Genomic DNA, 12,707 nt, shown 5'->3' with positions numbered 1-12,707 from the left:
GATGAGCACCGTCGTCGTCGACGCCGTCGAGCACCTCGTGCGCGGGATCGTCGACAACCCCGACGATGTCCGGGTGGACCTGGTGACCAGCCGGCGGGGGCGCACCGTGGAGGTCCACGTCCACCCCGACGACCTGGGCAAGGTGATCGGCCGCGGGGGACGCACCGCGACCGCGTTGCGCACGCTGGTCGCCGGGATCGGCGGCCGCGGCATCCGCGTCGACGTGGTGGACACCGACCGGTAGCGGAGCGCTGCTCATGGAACTCCGTTGGAGTTGACCGTCGGGCGCGTGGCCAAGGCGCACGGCGTCGGCGGCGAGCTGGTGGTGGAGATCCGCACCGACGATCCCGCCGCCCGGTTCGCACCCGGTAACACGTTGCGCGGCAAGCAACCTCGCGGCGGACCGGAGCGCGGTTACGTCGTCGAGAGCGCCCGCGAGCACGGCGGGCGGCTGCTGGTGCGACTGGCCGGGGTGGACGACCGCGACGCGGCCGAGGAGTTGCGGGGCACCCTGTTCGTCGTGGAGTCCGACGACCTGCCGCCGATCGACGAGCCGGACACCTACTACGACCATCAGCTCGAGGGCCTCCGGGTCCGGACGATCGCCGGCCGGGACGTCGGAGTCGTCGCGGAGGTTCTGCACACCCCGGGCGGCGAATTGCTTTCTGTCAGAGGCGAATCGGGCGAAAAACTGGTGCCGTTCGTCAGCGCGATCGTCACCTCGGTGTCGCTGGCCGACGGTCTCGTCGAGATCGACCCGCCCGACGGGTTGCTCGATCTCCCATGAGGATCGACGTCGTCACGATCTTCCCGGCCTGCCTGGATCCGCTGCGACAATCTTTGCCGGGCAAGGCGATCGGCGCTGGGCTGGTGGACCTGCACGTGCACGACCTGCGCCGGTGGACCCACGACGTGCACCACTCGGTCGACGACACCCCGTACGGCGGCGGCCCCGGGATGGTCATGAAGGCGCCGGTCTGGGGCCAAGCGCTGGACGAAATCTGTTCGGCTGAAACACTTCTCGCGGTCCCGACGCCCGCCGGCAGGTTGTTCACCCAGGCCACCGCGCAGCGCTGGAGCGAGGAGGCGCACCTGGTGTTCGCCTGTGGCCGTTACGAAGGCATCGATCAGCGCGTCGTCGACGACGCCGCCCGGCGGATGCGGGTCGAGGAGGTCTCGATCGGCGACTACGTGTTGCCCGGCGGTGAATCGGCGGCAGTGGTGATGATCGAGGCCGTGGTGCGACTGCTCGCCGGAGTGCTGGGCAATCCGGCGTCCGCATGCGACGATTCGCACTCCCCGGCTCTGGACCGGTTGCTGGAGGGGCCGAGCTACACGCGGCCGCCGAGCTGGCGCGGCCTGGACGTCCCCGAGGTGCTGCTGTCGGGTGACCACGCGCGGGTCGCCGCCTGGCGCCGCGAGGTCTCGCTGCAGCGCACCCGCGAACGCCGCCCGGACCTGCTGGACTGACCTCGCGAAGAGCGAGCCCGCGCGTCAGACCCGGCCGTTGGGGAAGATCGTCCTGACCGCGCGGGTGATCGTGTCGCGGGCCGTGGCGTCGTCCGAGGTCTGCAGCGACTGGATCACCATGATGTAGCGGTGGTCGGCGCCGATCACGCCGGTCGACAGGTGCATCCAGGCGCTGCCGATGCAGCACATCCAGCCCTGCTTGACGGCCACCGGCTCGGCATACAGGCCGTCCGGGATGCCGAAACGCTGCGGGTAGCCGTCGACGCCGGTCGGGGTCGACTTCGCCAGGTTGCTGATGATGACCCTTGCCCGGTCGGGCGGCAGGCCGCCGGACCCGTCGAGCAGCATGTCGTAGTAGCGGATCAGGTCCGGCAGCGAGCTCATCGTGTTCCACCAGCGCCCGTCGTCGCCCGGGGTGGTGGATGCGAGCCCGTACCGCGTCGCGACCGCGGTGGTGATCGCGTCGCCGCCGCCGGAGTCCCAGAACCGCTCCGCCGCGCCGTCGTCGGACGACTGCAGCATGACGTCCAGGGCCTGGCGGTCCTCCGGGCTCAGCGCTACCTTGCCCTGCGACTCGCGCAGGAGCAGGTCGTCGGCGATGAACAGCTTGGCCACCGACGCGGTGCCGACGACCTGGCCGTTGCCGCTGGAGACCAGCTGATGGGTCGCGCGGTCCAGGATCGCCACCGACAGGGCCGCGCCGCTGGCGGCGGCCTCGTCGGTGGCCTGGATCTCGGGTGTCGCCGCCGGGGACGGCGCGATCGCCTCGAAGAGCAGCTCGGCGAGCTGCGGGGAAGGCTGCGGCGCGGCCTGCTCGGGGGTGGCGTGGACCGGCGGCGTGTGCGTCTTGGCCTGCACTTTCGCCTCACAGCCGGCGACGACCACCAACGCAACCGCCGCCATGGCGGTGATCAGCGTCAGCGGCCGGAACGGCATCTGTCTCCTCCGAGCTTCTCCTTCGACGGAAAAACCTGCACTCCGGGCGCATCGTCGTCCGCCCTGAGCGTTCGTTCATATGTACCACTCACCAGCGGTTTCGGCGCGCCGCAAACCCTGCGATTTTCTGTGATTTTTTCCGTATGCCGGGCGTCTGGCACAATTGGTCAGTTGTCTCCAGTGGATGTCGGCCGGTTGGGCCGCTTTCCCGCATGCTGCGAGATACGCCGAAAGCCCGAAACCATCGGCCCGGTGACCCCTGCCGCGAGCCCGACCTCAAGGAAGTGCCTTCAGATGAACCGGCTGGACTTTGTCGACCAACCGTCGTTGCGCGACGACATCCCGGCGTTCGGCCCGGGCGACACCATCAATGTGCACGTGAAGGTCATCGAGGGCGCCAAGGAGCGGATCCAGGTCTTCAAGGGCGTGGTGATCCGCCGCCAGGGCGGCGGCGTCCGCGAGACCTTCACGGTCCGCAAGGAGAGCTACGGCGTCGGGGTTGAGCGGACCTTCCCGGTGCACTCGCCCAACATCGACCACATCGAGCTGGTCACCCGCGGCGACGTCCGCCGCGCGAAGCTGTACTACCTGCGCGAACTTCGCGGCAAGAAGGCCAAGATCAAGGAGAAGCGCTGATCTCCGGCCGCCTCGGCGGCCGACCTCGGTCGCCTCGGCGGCACCACACCGCGCTGGCTACGCTGATCTCGTGACCGCCTCCCCGGATTCACCTGAGCCCCAGCCCGACCCGGGCCATCCCGAGCCGAAAGTCTCCACCCGTGACCCCGACGCGCCCGTAGAGGCGCCCGCGGCCCCGGATGCCGAACCCGAGCCCCAGCCCAAGAAGAAGTCGACGCTGCGCGAGCTGGCCGTCCTCGGGGTCATAGCGGTGGTGCTGTACTACGTCATGTTGACGTTCGTCGCGCGGCCCTACCTGATCCCGTCGGAGTCCATGGAGCCCACCCTGCACGGCTGCCCGGGCTGCGTCGGCGACCGCATCATGGTGGACAAGGTCACCTACCGCTTCACCCAACCGCGCCCGGGCGACGTGATCGTGTTCAAGGGGCCCCCGTCGTGGAACCGGGGATACAAGTCGATCCGGTCGAACAACACCGTGCTGCGCTGGGTGCAGAACGCGCTGTCGTTCATCGGCTTCGTCCCGCCCGACGAGAACGACCTGGTCAAGCGGGTCATCGCCGTCGGGGGGCAGACGGTGGAGTGCCGGGCGGATACCGGGTTGACGGTCGACGGCAAGCCGCTGCACGAGCCGTATCTGGACAAGACCACCATGATGGCCGACCCGTCGGTGTACCCGTGCCTGGGCAGCCAGTTCGGGCCCGTCCACGTCCCGCCGGGCCGGCTGTGGGTGATGGGCGACAACCGGACCCACTCGGCCGACTCGCGCGCCCACTGCGAGAGCGTGCCGGCCGACGCGCTCAAGGAGATCCTGTGCACCGGCGACCCGAACTCGGGCACGGTGCCGGTGTCCAACGTCATCGGGAAGGCCAGGTTCATCGTGTGGCCACCGTCGCGGTGGGGCGGTGTGAGTTCGGTAAACCCCCAGCAGAGTGGGTAGCCGTGGCTCGCATATGACCCGGACCTGGCCGCCGCGGACGGTGATCCGCAAGTCCGGGGGTCTGCGCACCCTGGAGTCCGCGCTGTATCGCAGCGGCCTCGGGCCGGTCGCCGGGGTCGACGAAGTGGGCCGCGGGGCCTGCGCCGGCCCGCTGGTGGTGGCGGCGTGCGTGCTGGCGCCGAACCGGCTGGAAAGCCTCGCAGCCCTTGATGATTCGAAGAAGTTGACCGAGAGCGCGCGGGAGCGGCTGTTCCCGCTGATCCGTCGTTACGCGCTGGCCTACCACGTGGTGTTCATCCCCGCGGCCGAGGTGGACCGCCGCGGCGTGCACATCGCCAACATCGAGGGCATGCGCCGCGCCGTGGCCGGGTTGCCCGTGCGGCCCGGTTACGTGCTGAGCGACGGATTCCGCGTCCCGGGGCTGCCCGTTCCGTCGCTGCCGGTCATCGGCGGCGACGCGGTCGCGGCCTGCATCGCGGCGGCCAGCGTGCTGGCCAAGGTCAGCCGGGACCGGTTCATGGTCGCGATGGACGCCGACTATCCGGGCTACGGTTTCGCCGAGCACAAGGGCTACAGCACGCCCGCGCACGGCGCGGCGCTCACCGAGCTGGGCCGCTGCGCCGAGCATCGGTATTCGTTCATCAACGTGCGGCGCGTGGCCGGCGGAGCGGGCGGGCGCGTGGTGGCCGAATGCAAACCGGACCCTCCGGGGGACGCGGCCGACATGGGTGAGGAAGATGAGACAGAGCACCAAGCGAGAAGGACGTCCGAGCAGGTGAGTGGCAGATGAGCGCAGAGGATCTCGAAAAGTATGAAACCGAGATGGAGCTCTCGCTGTACCGCGAATACAAGGACATCGTCGGCCAGTTCAGCTACGTCGTCGAGACCGAGCGGCGCTTCTACCTGGCCAACAGCGTGGAGATGATGCCGCGCAACGCCGACGGCGAGGTGTACTTCGAGCTGATGCTGTCCGACGCGTGGGTGTGGGACATGTACCGGCCGGCGCGGTTCGTCAAGCAGGTGCGGGTGGTCACCTTCAAGGACGTCAACATCGAAGAGGTCGAGAAGCCCGAGCTGCGGCTGCCCGAATAGCGCTAGCCGTTCGCGGAAATGTCGGCCTGGCCGGCTTGGCCGGCTTGGCCCGTCGGGGGCAGCTGGCCGCGCTGTTCGATGACGGCGCGCGCCACGTCGGCGAGCTTGATGTTGAGCGCCTGCGAGTGGCGCCGCAATAAGTCGAAGGCCTGGTCCTCGCTCATGTCGTGCAGCAGCATCAGCATCCCGACCGCCTTGCCGATCTCCCGGTTGCTGAGCAGCCCGCGCCGCAGGCTGGCGGCGTCTTCACCCTTGGCGACGGCGTTGATCGCCACGCTGGCGAACGACGCGAGCACCGCCGCGCGCCCGGCGGACTCGGCGTCGAACAGGTTCGGGGTGTCGCTGAACAGGTTGAGCGCCGCCCCCTTGCGCTTGTCGACCAGTAGCCGGAAGCCCATGGCGCCGCGCACCGGGGTCTCGGCCACCAGGATCTTGGCGAGCTTGGGCCACAACGACGGCGTGGTGAGGTCGGTGTCGATCTGCGGGGTTTCCTCCTCGATCGCGTCGATGCACGGGCCGTCGCCGGCGCGGATCTCGATGTCGTCGATCTCCTGGGCGAGCCGGTCGCTGGCCCCGACGGTGACGTACCGATCGTTCTCGCGCACCAAGAGGCTGGCGTGGTCGCAGCCGCGGACGACGAGGGTGGCGGCGATGCAGATGGCCGAGTACATCTCGCCGGCATCCGAGCCCTGGTAGATGATCTCGGCCAGGGCCGCGAACACCGTCGCCGGGTCGGCCTTCTCCCCGCCCGGCATTTCACCGCCCGCGTTCGGCTCGTCTACCATGCTGTGCCCCTCCTGAGCCGTGCGTCATGAGACTCACGTCCGACAGCCAGATTATCGGTCCCCGACGACCCTCATACGCTACCGGTATCCGCGGGCTCGATCAGCGGGTTTCGGCGGTGCGGCCGGGCGGCCGGCCCGGTGACATTCCGCAGGCGGGGTTTTCGGGGTGCCGCGGCGGGGAAGGATCCCCGGATGGGTATCACCGTCGCCGTCACCGGGCCAACTGGGGAGATCGGGATATCGGCGGTGACCGCACTCGAGCGGGAACCGGCGGTCGACGCGATCATCGGAATGGCCCGTCGCCCGTTCGACCCGTCGTCGCGCGGCTGGTCGAAGACCACCTACCAGCAGGGCGACATCCTGGACCGCGAGGCCGTCGACGCGTTGGTGGCCGGGGCCGATGTGGTGGTCCACCTGGCGTTCATCATCATGGGCTCGCGGGAGGAAAGCGCGCGGATCAACCTGCAGGGCACCCGCAACGTCTTCGAGGCGGTGGTTGCCGGGGCCGCGACCGGACGGCCGCATCGCCTGGTCTACACCTCGTCGGTGGCCGCCTACGGCTACCACTCCGACAACCCCGTCCCGCTGACCGAGGACGTGCCGACGCGCGGCTCCGCCGAGCACTATTACTCGGCGCAGAAGGCGCAGTGCGAGGCCCTGCTGGCCGAGATCACCGCAGACTCGCCGCTCGAGGTCTTCGTGCTGCGGCCATGCATCGTGGCCGGGCCCAACGCCACCGCCCTGGCCGACGCCATGCCGTGGAACCAGCTGCCGGCCCCGATGCGCGCGGTGGTCGGCGCCGTGCCCGTGCTCAAGCCCGTCGTCCCGGACCCGGGAGTCCCGCTTCAGCTGGTGCACCACGACGACGTCGCGACGGCCGTCGCGCTGGCCGCCACCACCCCGGCGCCGCCGGGGGCCTACAACCTCGCCGGCGACGGCACCGTCACGGTGTCGGACGTGGCCAGGGCGCTGGGCGGCCGTCCGGTCAGGGTGCCGGCGGTCGCGGCGTCGGCGGCGTCGGCGGCGATCTCCAAGGTGCCCAAGGTTCCGTCCATGTTCGAGTGGCTGCACAGCGCGCGGACGTCGGTGGTGATGGACACCTCCAAGGCCAAGACCCAGCTCGGCTGGCGACCGGTCCACTCCTCGGCGGAAACCCTGGCCGCCCTCGCCTCCTCGCTGTGACGGCGCCGCCGGGGGTCCCTGTAGGTTGACGTCGTGGGTCGCGTAACGGCGCGTCGGCGGGTCAGGCACCTCACCGCCGAGAATGTCATCACCCGGCCCGAAACCCTGGTCGTCGAGGAGCCGCTGGAGATCCGGGTCAACGGCGCGCCGGTCACCGTGACCATGCGCACGCCCGGGTCGGATATCGAACTGGCCCAAGGGTTTCTGCTGACCGAAGGGGTCATCACCGGCCGCGACGACGTGGCGACCATCCGCTACTGCGACGACGGCACCGTCACGGGTGCGAACACCTACAACGTGCTCGACGCGACCCTGGCCCCCGGCGTCGCGGCCCCCGACGTCGACGTCACCCGCAACTTCTACACCACCTCGTCGTGCGGGGTGTGCGGCAAGGCGTCGCTGGACGCGGTGCGGCTGGCCGGACGGTTTCCGCCGGGCGCGGATCCCGCCCCGGTATCCGCCAAGGCGCTGCGGGCGATGCCCGCCCAATTGCGTTCGGCGCAAAGGGTTTTCGACAGCACCGGGGGTCTGCACGCGGCGGCGCTGTTCGGGACCGACGGCACGATGCTCGTCGCGCGCGAGGACATCGGCCGGCACAATGCCGTCGACAAGGCCATCGGCTGGGCGCTGGAGCGCGGACGGGTGCCGCTGCGCGCCACGGTGCTGATGGTCAGCGGCCGCGCGTCGTTCGAGTTGACGCAGAAGGCCGTGATGGCCGGCATTCCGGTGCTGGCGGCCGTGTCGGCGCCGTCGTCGCTGGCGGTGTCCCTGGCCGAGGAGTCCGGGATGACGCTGGTCGCGTTCCTGCGCGAGGACTCGATGAACGTCTACACCAGGCCGGACCGCATCGCCTGACCGTCCGTTGTGGACGGGCGCCGGACTGGGGATAACCGGCCCGGTGGAGCCCGCGACCGAGCGCCTGTGTCGGCGTCCCGGTGCACGGTGGCCGACATGACAAGCCAACAGACGACGATGACGCGGCTGCAGCTGGGGGCGTTCGGCGAGGCGCTCGCCGTGGACCACCTGACGAGGATGGGCCTGCGGATCCTCGGCCGCAACTGGCGTTGCCGTTACGGCGAACTCGACGTGATCGCCTGCGACGAGGCGACGCGCACGGTGGTGTTCGTCGAGGTGAAAACCCGCACCGGCGACGGCTACGGCGGGTTGCCGCACGCCGTCACCGAGCGCAAGGTCCGGCGGCTGCGCCGGCTGGCCGGGTTGTGGCTGGCCGGGCAGGACCGGCGCTGGGCCGCGGTCCGCATCGACGTGATCGGTGTGCGGGTCGGACCCAAGAATTCACGCCGCACCCCCGAGATCACCCACCTGCAAGGGATCGGCTGATGGCGCTGGGCCGGGCGTTCTCCGTCGCGGTGCGGGGCCTCGACGGGCAGATCGTGGAGATCGAAGCCGACATCACCTCGGGCCTCCCGGGCGTGCACCTGGTCGGACTGCCCGACGCGGCGCTGCAGGAGTCCCGCGACCGGGTCCGGGCCGCGGTCGCCAACTGCGGCAACAGCTGGCCGATGGCGCGGCTCACCCTCGCGTTGTCGCCGGCGACGCTGCCGAAGATGGGATCGGTGTACGACATCGCCCTCGCGGCCGCGGTGTTGTCGGCGCAGCGCAAGAACCCGTGGGAGCGCCTGGAGAAGACCGTGCTGCTGGGTGAGCTCTCGCTGGACGGCCGGGTCCGGCCGGTGCGCGGGGTGCTGCCCGCGGTGCTGGCGGCCAAGCGCGAGGGCTGGCCGGCGGTCGTCGTTCCGGTCGACAATCTCGCCGAGGCCAGCCTCGTCGACGGCATCGACGTGTGGGGTGTCCGCACGCTGCGGCAGCTGCAGAAGTGGCTCGGCGGCTCCGCCGCCCTGGTCGACCGGATCGACGGGGGAACCCCGGAGCCCGAGGACCGGGCGGACCTGGCCGACGTGGTCGGTCAGGCCCAAGCCCGGTTCGCGGTGGAAGTGGCCGCCGCCGGGGCGCATCACCTCATGCTGACCGGCCCCCCGGGCATCGGGAAAACCATGCTGGCCCAACGACTTCCCGGCCTATTGCCGCCGCTGTCCGACAGCGAGGCGCTGGAGGTCACCGCCATCCACTCGGTCGCCGGGTTGCTGTCGGGGGACACTCCGCTGATCACCCGGCCGCCGTTCGTCGCGCCGCACCACAGCTCCACCGTCGCCGCGCTCGTCGGCGGGGGATCGGGGATGGCCCGCCCGGGCGCGGTCAGCCGGGCGCATCGCGGCGTGCTGTTCCTCGACGAGTGCGCCGAGATCAGCGTCAGCGCGCTCGAGGCGTTGCGAACTCCGTTGGAGGACGGCGAAATCCGCCTCGCCCGCCGCGACGGGGTGGCCTGTTACCCGGCCCGGTTTCAGCTGGTGCTCGCGGCCAATCTGTGCCCCTGCGCCCCCGCCGACCCGCAGGACTGCATCTGCGCGGCCGCGGCCAAACGGCGCTACCTGGGCAAGCTGTCCGGACCGTTGCTTGACCGGGTGGACCTGCGGGTGGAGATGCACGCGGTGCGTGCCGGGGCGTTCTCGGGCGCCGAGGCCGAGTCGACGGCACGGGTGCGCGAACGCGTCGCGCTGGCGCGGGCCGCCGCCGCCCAGCGTTGGCGCCCACACGGATTCGCCACCAACGCCGAGGTCAGCGGGGCGCTGCTGCGACGCAGGTTCCGCCCGGGCCACGCCGCGATGGAACCGCTGCGCGCAGCGCTGGACCGCGGGCTGCTCAGCATCCGCGGCCTGGACCGCACTTTGCGGGTCGCCTGGAGCCTTGCCGACCTGGCCGGGCGGACGTCACCGGGGATCGAAGAGGTCACCACCGCGCTGAGTTTCCGGCAGGCGGGGGCGCACCGATGAGCGATGCCGTGCTGCGGGCCTGGGCCTACCTGTCGCGGGTGGTCGAGCCGCCCTGCGCGGAGCTTGTCGCCCTGGTGGGCGGCGTCGGTCCGGTGGAGGCCGCCGAGCGGGTGAGGCGCGGGCACGTCGACGCCGAGTTGGCCCGGCGCACCGAGGCCAGGCGCGAAATTGATTGCGCGGCAGGGGATTTAGCGAAGCTGTCCGCGCGGGGCGGGCGATTGATCACCCCCGACAGCGACGAGTGGCCGGCGCTGGCGTTCGCGGCGTTCGGCGGTGCGGCCGGGTCGCGCGGCAGGGACCCGGTCGCCCCGCTGGCCCTGTGGGCGCTCGGTCCGGCACTCCTGGACGAGGTCGCCGAGCGGGCCGCCGCGCTCGTCGGCGTCGGCGGGGTGTCACGCCCTGCTGCGCGACGGCGCGGAGCTGGTGACCCGGGCCGGCGACGTCGTGGAGCTGGTCGGTCGCATCGGAGAGCTGGCGCCCGACGAGCCGCACCCGGCGACTCCTTTGGATGGCCTCGGCGGCGCGGAGCGCCGGGTGTACGAGGCGTTGCCGGGCCGTGGGGCCGTCACGGTCGACGAGATCGCGATCGCGTCGGGCCTGCCGCCCGAGCAGGTTCTCGGACCGCTGGCGATGCTGGAGCTGGCCGGGCTGACGCGCCGCGATGACGGCCGGTGGCGAATCGTGCGCGTCACCGCGGGCCGGGCGGCCGCGCGCTCGCGGCTCGTATAGTCGACGGGGGTCGGGTCCGGACAGGAGGGGAAGTGGCAGGTCGACCTGTGCAGAGCTTCGAGGTCGTCGAAACCCGGCAGCTCGCCCCGCACATGGTGCGGGTGGTGCTCGGGAGCGGGCATTTCGAGACGTTCGTGCCCAGCAAATTCACCGACTCCTACGTCAAGCTGGTGTTCGTCGGTCCCGACGTCGACGTGGCCGCGTTGCCGCACCCCCTGACGCTGGACAGCTTCGACGTCCTGCCGCCCGCGAAGAGGCCCGCCGTGCGGACCCTGACCGTCCGCCACGTCGAGCCGCAGGCCCGCCAGATCGCGGTGGACGTCGCCGTGCACGGCGAGCACGGCATCGCGGGGCCCTGGGCCGCCGCGGCCCAGCCCGGCCAGCCCATCCACCTGATGGGCCCCGGCGGCGCCTACACCCCCGACCCCGCCGCCGACTGGCACCTGTTGGCCGGCGACGAATCGGCGCTGCCCGCGATCTCCGCGGCGCTCGAGGCGCTCCCCGCCGATGCGGTCGGCAAGGCGTTCATCGAGGTCGCCGGCCAGGAGGACGAGATTCCGCTGACCGCGCCCGAGAACGTCGAGGTGAGCTGGGTGTATCGCGGTGGCCGCGCCGACCTGGTCCCCGAGGACCGCGCCGGCGACTTCGCCCCGCTGATCGAGGCCGTCACCACCGCGCAGTGGTTGCCCGGCCAGGTGCACGCCTTCATCCACGGCGAAGCCCAGGCCGTCATGCACAACCTGCGGCCCTACATCCGCAACGAGCGGGGCGTGGACGCGAAGTGGGCGTCGATCTCGGGTTACTGGCGCCGCGGCCGCACCGAGGAGACGTTCCGGCAGTGGAAGAAGGAGCTCGCCGAGGCCGAAGCCGGGGGCTGAGCGGGGCTGGAGCGGGCGCTGGCATCCTCTAACGCATGGCACACTTCGGCGACTACCAGAACGAGATCTACCTGCGGGGCCTGGCCGGGGTGGTGCCGCCCTTGCCGATGGTGTTCGCGGAGTGGGAGGCCAGGGCCGAGCTGGCGCTCCCGCCGTCGATCTGGTCCTACGTCGCCGGGGGAGCCGGCGACGAGCGCACGCAGCGGGCCAACCGCGAGGTCTTCGACCGGTGGGGCCTGATCCCGCGCATGTTCGCCGGAGCCGCCCAGCGCGACCTGACCGTCGAGCTGTTCGGCCTGACCCTGCCGTCGCCGCTGTTCATGGCGCCGATCGGCGTCATCGGCCTGTGCGCGCAGGACGGTCACGGCGACCTGACCACCGCCCGCGCGGCCGCCCGCACCGGCGTCCCGATGGTGGCCTCGACGCTGTCCGTCGACCCGATGGAGGACGTCGCCGCCGCCCTGGGCGATACGCCCGGGTTCTTCCAGCTCTACACGCCCAACGACCGCGAGCTGGCGGCAAGCTTCGTGCACCGCGCCGAGGCCGCCGGGTTCAAGGGCATCGTCGTCACCCTGGACACCTGGGTCACCGGCTGGCGCCCCCGCGACCTGAGCACCGCGAACTTCCCCCAGCTGCGCGGGCACTGCCTGGCCAACTACACCAGCGACCCGGTGTTCCGCGCCGGCCTGCCCCGCCCGCCGGAGGAGGACCCGCAGGGAGCCGTGCTGCGCTGGGTGCAGGTCTTCGGCTCCGCGCTGTCGTGGGACGACCTGCCCTGGCTGCGGTCGTTGACCGATTTGCCGCTGCTGGTCAAGGGCATTTGCCATCCCGACGACGCCCGCCGCGCCAAAGACGGGGGCGTCGACGGCATCTACTGCTCCAACCACGGCGGCCGGCAGGCCAACGGCGGCCTGCCCGCCCTGGATTGCCTGCCGGCGGTGGTGGAGGCGGCCGACGGGCTGCCGGTGCTGTTCGACTCGGGCGTCCGCAGTGGCGCCGACGCCGTCAAGGCGCTCGCCCTGGGCGCGGACCTGGTGGGCGTCGGCCGCCCGTACGCGTACGGCCTGGCCCTTGGCGGCGTCGACGGCGTCGTGCACGTGCTGCGCACCATCCTCGCCGAGGCCGACCTGATCATGGCCGTCGACGGCTATCCCACGCTGGAAGATCTCACCCCGGACACACTGCGGCGCGTCGTCTGAGTCGCGCCCGC

The 12,707-nt window shown here is 71.3% G+C and carries 15 protein-coding genes and 1 pseudogene; 14 read left to right on the top strand and 2 right to left on the bottom strand.

The genetic code is table 11. The features are described 5' to 3' along the window. Position 1 precedes the first annotated feature (1 nt). From BN971_RS19320 to trmD, 3 genes are read left to right on the top strand one after another with little or no spacing between them, the layout of a single operon-like run. Positions 2–244, top strand: coding sequence for an RNA-binding protein (locus BN971_RS19320; RefSeq protein ID WP_085180768.1), 243 nt, complete (start codon positions 2–4; stop codon positions 242–244). Between the two features lie 24 nt (positions 245–268). Continuing rightward, the gene (gene rimM, locus BN971_RS19315) at positions 269–787 is read left to right on the top strand and encodes a ribosome maturation factor RimM (RefSeq protein WP_085180769.1); all 519 of its coding nucleotides are present in this window, start codon (positions 269–271) and stop codon (positions 785–787) included. Then, entirely contained in the window at positions 784–1,470 is a 687-nt protein-coding gene (gene trmD, locus BN971_RS19310; RefSeq protein WP_085180770.1) for a tRNA (guanosine(37)-N1)-methyltransferase TrmD, read from the top strand. Before rimM ends, trmD begins: the two co-directional genes overlap by 4 nt. Before the next feature lie 24 nt (positions 1,471–1,494). Here the strand turns inward: trmD and BN971_RS19305 are convergent, their stop codons facing one another. Beyond that, complete coding sequence (locus BN971_RS19305; protein ID WP_090350460.1) at positions 1,495–2,406, bottom strand: serine hydrolase; 912 nt, start codon at positions 2,404–2,406, stop codon at positions 1,495–1,497. Between the two features lie 294 nt (positions 2,407–2,700). On the opposite strand from BN971_RS19305, the gene rplS reads away from it, so the two are divergent. The 4 genes from rplS to BN971_RS19285 all read left to right on the top strand — a co-directional run bounded on the left by rplS (position 2,701) and on the right by BN971_RS19285 (position 5,071). Further along, complete coding sequence (gene rplS, locus BN971_RS19300) at positions 2,701–3,042, top strand: 50S ribosomal protein L19 (protein ID WP_085180772.1); 342 nt, start codon at positions 2,701–2,703, stop codon at positions 3,040–3,042. A 70-nt stretch (positions 3,043–3,112) separates the two neighbouring features. After that, on the top strand, positions 3,113–3,979 hold the full coding sequence (gene lepB, locus BN971_RS19295) for a signal peptidase I (protein ID WP_085180773.1): 867 nt from the start codon (positions 3,113–3,115) through the stop codon (positions 3,977–3,979). 13 nt (positions 3,980–3,992) lie between these two features. Further along, positions 3,993–4,769: a ribonuclease HII gene (locus BN971_RS19290; protein ID WP_085180774.1), complete on the top strand. Its 777-nt coding sequence runs from the start codon at positions 3,993–3,995 to the stop codon at positions 4,767–4,769. Next, positions 4,766–5,071: a DUF2469 domain-containing protein gene (locus BN971_RS19285; RefSeq protein ID WP_085180775.1), complete on the top strand. Its 306-nt coding sequence runs from the start codon at positions 4,766–4,768 to the stop codon at positions 5,069–5,071. The genes BN971_RS19290 and BN971_RS19285 overlap by 4 nt, the downstream gene beginning before the upstream one ends. 2 nt (positions 5,072–5,073) lie before the next feature. Here the strand turns inward: BN971_RS19285 and BN971_RS19280 are convergent, their stop codons facing one another. Beyond that, complete coding sequence (locus BN971_RS19280; protein WP_085180776.1) at positions 5,074–5,856, bottom strand: GAF and ANTAR domain-containing protein; 783 nt, start codon at positions 5,854–5,856, stop codon at positions 5,074–5,076. Between the two features lie 192 nt (positions 5,857–6,048). Here BN971_RS19280 and BN971_RS19275 point away from each other — a divergent pair, with 192 nt between their 5' ends. From BN971_RS19275 to BN971_RS19245, 7 genes and pseudogenes are all read left to right on the top strand, one after another. Beyond that, complete coding sequence (locus BN971_RS19275) at positions 6,049–7,038, top strand: NAD-dependent epimerase/dehydratase family protein (protein WP_085180777.1); 990 nt, start codon at positions 6,049–6,051, stop codon at positions 7,036–7,038. A 33-nt stretch (positions 7,039–7,071) separates the two neighbouring features. Further along, positions 7,072–7,893, top strand: coding sequence for a formate dehydrogenase accessory sulfurtransferase FdhD (fdhD, locus tag BN971_RS19270; RefSeq protein ID WP_085180778.1), 822 nt, complete (start codon positions 7,072–7,074; stop codon positions 7,891–7,893). 96 nt (positions 7,894–7,989) lie between these two features. After that, a complete protein-coding gene (locus tag BN971_RS19265) occupies positions 7,990–8,379 on the top strand; it encodes a YraN family protein (RefSeq protein ID WP_085180870.1) in 390 nt (129 codons plus the stop codon). Next, positions 8,379–9,890, top strand: a complete 1,512-nt coding sequence (locus BN971_RS19260) for a YifB family Mg chelatase-like AAA ATPase (RefSeq protein ID WP_085180779.1) — start codon at positions 8,379–8,381, stop codon at positions 9,888–9,890. Before BN971_RS19265 ends, BN971_RS19260 begins: the two co-directional genes overlap by 1 nt. Continuing rightward, positions 9,887–10,619: pseudogene (locus BN971_RS19255) on the top strand (DprA-like winged helix domain-containing protein). Before BN971_RS19260 ends, BN971_RS19255 begins: the two are co-directional and overlap by 4 nt. Positions 10,620–10,651: 32 nt before the next feature. Beyond that, positions 10,652–11,497 (top strand): siderophore-interacting protein, encoded by an 846-nt coding sequence (locus BN971_RS19250; protein ID WP_085180781.1) that lies wholly within the window; start codon positions 10,652–10,654, stop codon positions 11,495–11,497. Positions 11,498–11,532: 35 nt separating this feature from the next. Then, positions 11,533–12,696: a lactate 2-monooxygenase gene (locus BN971_RS19245; RefSeq protein WP_085180782.1), complete on the top strand. Its 1,164-nt coding sequence runs from the start codon at positions 11,533–11,535 to the stop codon at positions 12,694–12,696. Positions 12,697–12,707: the final 11 nt, after the last annotated feature.

It is taken from the genome of Mycobacterium bohemicum DSM 44277 (assembly GCF_001053185.1).
GTDB lineage: Bacteria > Actinomycetota > Actinomycetes > Mycobacteriales > Mycobacteriaceae > Mycobacterium > Mycobacterium bohemicum.
Note: the sequence above shows the minus strand (reverse complement) of the source record. Positions and strands in the feature narration are given on the sequence as shown.

Excerpts from the sequence above, each read along its gene's own strand:
- BN971_RS19290 (WP_085180774.1), top strand. The coding sequence starts at position 3,993 with ATGACCCGGACCTGGCCGCCGCGGACGGTGATCCGCAAGTCCGGGGGT.
- BN971_RS19245 (WP_085180782.1), top strand. The coding sequence starts at position 11,533 with ATGGCACACTTCGGCGACTACCAGAACGAGATCTACCTGCGGGGCCTG.
- trmD (WP_085180770.1), top strand. The coding sequence starts at position 784 with ATGAGGATCGACGTCGTCACGATCTTCCCGGCCTGCCTGGATCCGCTG.
- BN971_RS19260 (WP_085180779.1), top strand. The coding sequence starts at position 8,379 with ATGGCGCTGGGCCGGGCGTTCTCCGTCGCGGTGCGGGGCCTCGACGGG.
- BN971_RS19265 (WP_085180870.1), top strand. The coding sequence starts at position 7,990 with ATGACAAGCCAACAGACGACGATGACGCGGCTGCAGCTGGGGGCGTTC.
- BN971_RS19285 (WP_085180775.1), top strand. The coding sequence starts at position 4,766 with ATGAGCGCAGAGGATCTCGAAAAGTATGAAACCGAGATGGAGCTCTCG.
- BN971_RS19280 (WP_085180776.1), bottom strand. The coding sequence starts at position 5,856 with ATGGTAGACGAGCCGAACGCGGGCGGTGAAATGCCGGGCGGGGAGAAG.
- BN971_RS19305 (WP_090350460.1), bottom strand. The coding sequence starts at position 2,406 with ATGCCGTTCCGGCCGCTGACGCTGATCACCGCCATGGCGGCGGTTGCG.
- BN971_RS19275 (WP_085180777.1), top strand. The coding sequence starts at position 6,049 with ATGGGTATCACCGTCGCCGTCACCGGGCCAACTGGGGAGATCGGGATA.
- rplS (WP_085180772.1), top strand. The coding sequence starts at position 2,701 with ATGAACCGGCTGGACTTTGTCGACCAACCGTCGTTGCGCGACGACATC.
- BN971_RS19320 (WP_085180768.1), top strand. The coding sequence starts at position 2 with ATGAGCACCGTCGTCGTCGACGCCGTCGAGCACCTCGTGCGCGGGATC.